Origin of the sequence: Paenibacillus solani (assembly GCF_001277345.1) — a bacterium.
Taxonomy (GTDB): Bacteria; Bacillota; Bacilli; order Paenibacillales; family Paenibacillaceae; genus Paenibacillus_AQ; species Paenibacillus_AQ solani.
Window position 1 is genome coordinate 1 of record NZ_LIUT01000003.1, and the last position, 2,111, is coordinate 2,111.

The following is a 2,111-nucleotide window of genomic DNA, read 5'->3' on the forward strand; positions in this document are numbered from 1 at the left end:
AGATCAGCCCCGCTGTCTTCCAGCATGTACGCGATCCGCTCTGCCGGATACGCCGGGTCGATCGGCAAGTACGCCCCACCGGCCTTGAGGATCGCGAGTATCCCCACGATCATCTCCACCGAGCGCTCCGCCATGATCCCCACGATCCGGTCCGCACCGACGCCACGCGAACGCAGCGCTTGCGCCAACTGGTTCGCCTTCGCGTTCAGCTCCCCATACGTCATCCGCGCAGACTCGAATATGACCGCAGCAGCTTCCGGCGTCCTTTCCGCCTGCTGCTCGAACAGCGCGTGGATCGATTGATCCTTCGGATACTCCGCCTTCGTGTCGTTAAACGTCTCCAGCAGCTGACGCTTCTCTTCTTCCCCGACCAACTCCATCTCGTCCAGCCGCACGTCTGGCCGTGCCGCCACTTGCTCCAGAATGGTCTCCATATGGCTGATGACTCGTTCGATGTTATCTCTGCAGTGTTCCGACGCATTGAAACCGATTTTAATCACAAGCCGGTTTGCCTGTACATACATCATGACGCTTAACGAATAATTGGTATGCTCGAAACTTTGAATATTCGTAATCTGAAAATCCTGATTCTCGGATTGCCCGCTTATTTCGTAGACTTCCGGATAGTTCTGAAAGACAAACAGGTGATCGATCAAGTTTTGTTTCAGTTCCGTTTGTGCTTGAATCTCGGCCAAAGAGATGTATCCGGCCTTCTCCGAATCGAGCGCTCGTTGCTGTAACCGTTTGACCATTTCGATGAACGTGCCCGCATTTTCGTTCGGGCTTAGACGAACGGGCAGCGTGTTGATAAACAGCCCTACCATGTTCTCGACGCCCTCGATTTCTGCAGGCCGACACGACCGCACCGAACACCGCATCATCAATATTGTTGTAGCTGCACAGCAACATGCCCCATGCCGTCTGCATCATGCTGTTCATCGTAACCTGATGACGTTTGCTCAATTTCGTCAAACGCTCGGTCAATGTCTCCGAGAACGAATGGTGAATTTCTTCCGGCACGTAAGCCCCACTGGTAGAATTGCCGCTTGCAGGGATCGCCGCCCGCTGCTCATATCCCGCCAAATAATCTCTCCAGTAGCCCAGCGCTTCTTCGCGATCCTGCTCTTTCAGCCACTTGATGAAGTGGATATAGGGCTTCACGGCAGGCAAATCTATCGATTTGCCGCCGCAAAGTTGCATATAAATATAAAAGAATTCCTTTAAGACGATACCCCTGCACCAGCCGTCCATCAAGATATGATGGTGGCTCAAAACCAACTCGTAACGGCTCTCTCCCGTCCTTAATACAGCAACCCGTAATAGCACATCTTTCGTGAGATCGAATCCTTCTTCCCGATCCAATTGCTTGAACCGCTCCACATTGTGCTTGATTTCATCTTCCGTTAACCCTGTATAATCTTCGAAAACAATCGAAGGGTTGCGCTCTTTGAGTACGATTTGCAGGGGCTTTTCCAATCCCTCGTACATAAACACCGTTCGAAAGATATCATGCCGTTCCATCAGAAGGGAGAGGCTCTTCTCCAGATGAGCTTCATGCAGCGACCCTTGAATCACAAACGACAATTGATCGAAATACGCAGACGACTGCGGTTCCATTAGNATTAGCGCTTGGAACAGCATGCCTTCTTGCATCGGAGACAGCGGGTACATGGAAACCACGTTACGGTTGCCGACACCACTCATTACAATCACCTATCTTTCGTTTACAAATTATGAATAACAGCGATCTCACATTACAAATCATTCAACCGCGTTAAGAGCTGCTCGAAAATGTCCAAAGACATTGGTTCGATCCCAACATCACTCGGGGTAAGTTCGGTCTCGGTTTGCTGCATGCAATGGTTGACGATCGAAAGCAGCTGCTTTTTATAATTAGCCAGCAATGCTTGCATCGTGCTTTCGCGGTACTCCTGCTGGTCGTACGTCACGACCAGTGTCAGTTTTCCGTCGATTACGCTCCCTACAATGTCCAGCGCACAAGCCCGTCCCGCTTGCGGGCTCATCGACGCCCCTGCAGAAAGACCCGACATCGACATGGCCCCGGCATCCATTTCCCGATCCCATTGCCCCAAGTAGTTGAAGCTAATTTC

The 2,111-nt window shown here is 51.4% G+C and carries 2 protein-coding genes and 1 pseudogene; all 3 read right to left on the bottom strand.

What is annotated here, in order from left to right:
• Positions 1-380 (bottom strand): AMP-binding protein (locus AM231_RS30470; protein ID WP_423212929.1); only part of this gene is annotated, 380 nt, incomplete at its 3' end.
• 21 nt (positions 381-401) lie between these two features.
• Positions 402-1,617: pseudogene (locus AM231_RS30475) on the bottom strand (condensation domain-containing protein); the annotation flags it as partial.
• A gap of 137 nt (positions 1,618-1,754) precedes the next feature.
• Positions 1,755-2,111, bottom strand: a 357-nt coding sequence (locus tag AM231_RS17420) for a condensation domain-containing protein (protein WP_242615223.1), incomplete at its 5' end; no start/stop codon positions are given.